This is a genomic window from Sediminimonas qiaohouensis DSM 21189 (assembly GCF_000423645.1).
GTDB classification, from domain to species: Bacteria; Pseudomonadota; Alphaproteobacteria; order Rhodobacterales; family Rhodobacteraceae; genus Sediminimonas; species Sediminimonas qiaohouensis.
This window is the reverse complement of sequence record NZ_AUIJ01000057.1, coordinates 1-3,350: the sequence shown is the minus strand read 5'-3', so window position 1 is coordinate 3,350 and position 3,350 is coordinate 1. Positions and strand designations below refer to the sequence as shown.

4 protein-coding genes are annotated in these 3,350 nt (G+C 58.7%); 3 read left to right on the top strand and 1 reads right to left on the bottom strand.

Annotated features, from left to right (window positions below):
• Nucleotides 1-347 precede the first annotated feature (347 nt).
• Complete coding sequence (locus tag G568_RS0117570) at nt 348-1,151, bottom strand: hypothetical protein (RefSeq protein WP_026759172.1); 804 nt, start codon at nt 1,149-1,151, stop codon at nt 348-350.
• A gap of 93 nt (nt 1,152-1,244) precedes the next feature.
• Here G568_RS0117570 and G568_RS20770 point away from each other — a divergent pair, with 93 nt between their 5' ends.
• From G568_RS20770 to G568_RS19450, 3 genes are all read left to right on the top strand, one after another.
• The gene (locus G568_RS20770; RefSeq protein ID WP_245582980.1) at nt 1,245-1,652 is read left to right on the top strand and encodes a type II toxin-antitoxin system CcdA family antitoxin; all 408 of its coding nucleotides are present in this window, start codon (nt 1,245-1,247) and stop codon (nt 1,650-1,652) included.
• 11 nt (nt 1,653-1,663) lie between these two features.
• Nucleotides 1,664-1,963 (top strand): CcdB family protein, encoded by a 300-nt coding sequence (locus G568_RS20115; protein WP_169576978.1) that lies wholly within the window; start codon nt 1,664-1,666, stop codon nt 1,961-1,963.
• 292 nt (nt 1,964-2,255) lie between these two features.
• Nucleotides 2,256-3,146 (top strand): IS256 family transposase, encoded by an 891-nt coding sequence (locus G568_RS19450; RefSeq protein WP_211222284.1) that lies wholly within the window; start codon nt 2,256-2,258, stop codon nt 3,144-3,146.
• Nucleotides 3,147-3,350: the final 204 nt, after the last annotated feature.

The window sequence follows — 3,350 nt, the reverse complement described above, 5'->3', positions numbered from 1 at the left end:
GCACGGCGCGCACAACGGAAAGACGCCTTACGAAGCACTCAGAGAAAAGCTATAATCAACAAACAGGATGTCCCGCGAGAAACCGCACCTTACACCTCGGCTGGCCGTAACTTGGCGCCGCGTGCGCATTGTTTCAGGTCTCAAATCAGAACCGTCCCGGAGCACGCGCCATGCAAGCGGCCAGATCATCGAGTGGACCTGTCGCGGTTTGGCGTCGCTCCCGGCTCCCATAGTTCGCCTCCTTTGCTGCACATTATGCTATCAAAGGGGCGGCGCCAAACCGCGACAGGTTCAACGATTTGCACGCTGCGCCCAAGCACGAGTGTGAGGGCTTTTCTCCGGTCTGCTCATAGTAGGTTCGCTATCAGGTTGCGCTCCACCTCCGCCGACTGTTCGTCCTCTAGGGCATAATCCTTGAAGTCCCGCGGATTGATCTTACGCGAGGATGAGCGGTCGATCCGGTACACCCGCGTGTCGGCCGGGAATTTCGTCAGCGCATGCGGGTACCATTTTGTGCCTATATGCCGCATGCGAAAGATCAGCGAGAAGCGTCCAGGCTCGTTCGGATCGGGCACCAGGCCGATGAAGAAAACCGTGTCGACCAGACCCGCAACATCCCGACAGCTGGCGAATAGCGGATGGCGGTACCGACTCCAACTCCCGTGAACCGGCCCGGTGAAGGCTGGGGCCTTCATGTTGTAACGGCACCGTGCCTCGACGTAGAGCCGTAAGGTTCGGAACGTCCGGCACTGCGCGACCTGTTCCAGATCGAGCAGAACGTAGTCAGCATCCCATCTCCGGTTCATCTGGACATGAACCCATTGCGCGAACTGCCAGCACAGAACCTTGTTGTTATCCCGCAGACTAATACTGTCGAACAGCCCTGTCGCCCGGGTTTCTTCCAGCAGGCGTTTGAGCGTTCTCGCCCCGTTGTCACGTTTTGGCCCCACACGGCTCCGCAGAGTTGCACCCGCGGCATGAGTCCGGGCGCCATGTGGGTCTTGCATGTGCGTCTCGTCCCACAAGCCGCGCAAGTCTTGTTGGTGGATCAATGCGATTAGCAGCCGTGCCGTCGATGCGGACACGCCCGCATGGAATATCCACTCCAGCAGTCTGTAGCTCACGCTGATTTTTCCGTTATCTGTTGCCATTCGCCCTTCTCCAGATTGTCATTCGGAAGGGAGGTGGTGCGATATCGCGTCCGGCAGAAAACCCTGGGGGCGCGGACCAGCCCCTGACGGTAGATGTTGACCACGCGCCTGCATTGCCGCGAATTACGATACTCAAGCGCAAACAAGCCTCTCGAAGATTTCTTCGGGAAGCTTGAACGCAAAAGGCACTTGCACATCATGCTGTGTTGCATTATGTGTATTATTGTGTGTTTGAAGCGAAAAAACGAGGATGCCATGCCCTCACCACTGAATATCCGTGACATTGGCCAGGACCGAAAGGCAGCCCTCGAAGCGGAGGCGAATGCAACGGGGACCTCCATATCAGATATCGTTCGGGACTGGATCGACGCTGGGATTTCAAGAGCCCGGGTCGAGCGCGAGCGCGCCGCCTGGATCGCCTCTGCCAAGGAAGGCCTTGCCGACGAAGCCCGTCATCTGGAACTGAATGGGCCCAGCCTTGCGCGGTTCAGGCGGATTTAGGCGAGACCACCATGAAACAAGGAAACATTCATCGCCTGCGCGATGGTAACGAACTCGTGTGCCGCATTCAGACCGACCTCGGCATCGAGACGCCTTACATCCTCTGCGCTCCTGTTCTCCCACGCTCCGAATGGGGTGCGCTGACTCCAAAGCTGCATATTTCCTTTCAGTTGGATGGCATTTCACACGTCATAATCATGTCGCAGATGGTCGCACTTCCCGGCACTCAGATTGGTCCTGTAATTGGCGATGCATCGGCTTGGCGCGACGAAATCGTAGCTGCCATCGATCTTCTGGCTTCGGGATTTTAGAGAAGGTGAAACCGATCAACATTTACCGTCAGGGGCTGGGGGGCGCGGAACCCGCATTGCCCGGCGCCCAATCCGCACATCTTGCGCCAGTGTCCGCAACTGTAGGTCCAAAGCCCGCATTTTTTGGCGAGCGGTCCGCAATTTTCTTCCTGCCTCCGTGAAAAATTTGTCACGGGGGCAGGCAACTTATTGAAAAGTCGCAACGATCTTTGGCCAGGAATAAAGAGAAACGTTAGATATCTCACCCAAATAGACATCCAGACACATCGAGTTTGCCGGGATGCTCAGGCAATTGACCAAGCTTGTTTCGCGATTCGAGAGCCTGTCATCCTCGCACGTCAGTCGCGCCGCCAAGCAACTGGATGAGGACCTGGCGGCCTGGCGCGACCGCCCACTCGGCCAGATCAAGTATCTCATCCTCGACTCGCGGTACGAGAAGATGCGTCACGGCGGGGTCGTGCGCGACGTCGCCGTGCTCTCGGCCATCGGTATCGGCCCAGACGAGCGCCGACGGGTTCTGGACGTGTCGGTGACCCTGTCGGAGGCCGGGGTCCACTGGCAGGCGTTCCTCGAAAGCCTGGTCGCTCGCGGGCTGCGCGGGGTCAACTTCTTCGTTTCAGACGACCACAGCGGCCTGCGCGCTGCCCGGCGCGCCGTTCTGGGCGGTGCCACATGGCAGCGCTGCCAATTCCACCTGGCCCGGAACGCCATCCATCATGCCCCCAACGTCGAAATCCGCAAGCGCATCGGCAGACTGCTGAAATCGATCTGGACAGCGGACGATCTCAACAAGGCCGAAACCGCCCTTACCGAGCTGGTCGCCAGCTATCGCGACACCGCGCCCAAGCTGGCCGCGTGGCTCGAGGAAAACGCTCCCGAAGGCCTCTTCGTCTTCACCCTGCCTGAGCACCACCGCAAACGGCTACGCAGGTCAAACCCGATCGAGCGCTCTGTCCAGCAGGAACTCAAACGGCACACAGTCAAGGTCGGGGTCTTTCCCGACGAAGACGCGCTCTTGCGCCTCGTCAGCGCCGTGCTGGTCGAAATCGACGAAAAATGGGTGTCCGAAACGAAGGTCTACATCAAGTGGGAATGTGAGAATGCATCCCCCCTCTCAGCAGAATTTCCATACCTCGGGTTTCTCAATTCGCCGGGTGGCCAGCAACTCTTTCAAATCATATAGGCTTTCTTCGCTGATAGGTTTCGGCACCAGCTGCAATGCGGCACCCATCCTGGCCAACATCTCGCAATCGACCCGATCTGTTTTTGCCAGTTCTCCACTGGCCTGGCCAAATCTGCGCGCTTGCTTAGTGAACGGGCGCGCCGGTCTCCGAGTAGCAGCAAGGAGTGTTGACTATCGGCGCGCCCGCCTACCGGGCCGTGGCCC

Bases quoted from the DNA above. Each gene is read 5' to 3' on its own strand.
- G568_RS0117570 (WP_026759172.1), bottom strand. From the start codon at position 1,151: ATGGCAACAGATAACGGAAAAATCAGCGTGAGCTACAGACTGCTGGAG.
- G568_RS20770 (WP_245582980.1), top strand. From the start codon at position 1,245: ATGTTGACCACGCGCCTGCATTGCCGCGAATTACGATACTCAAGCGCA.
- G568_RS20115 (WP_169576978.1), top strand. From the start codon at position 1,664: ATGAAACAAGGAAACATTCATCGCCTGCGCGATGGTAACGAACTCGTG.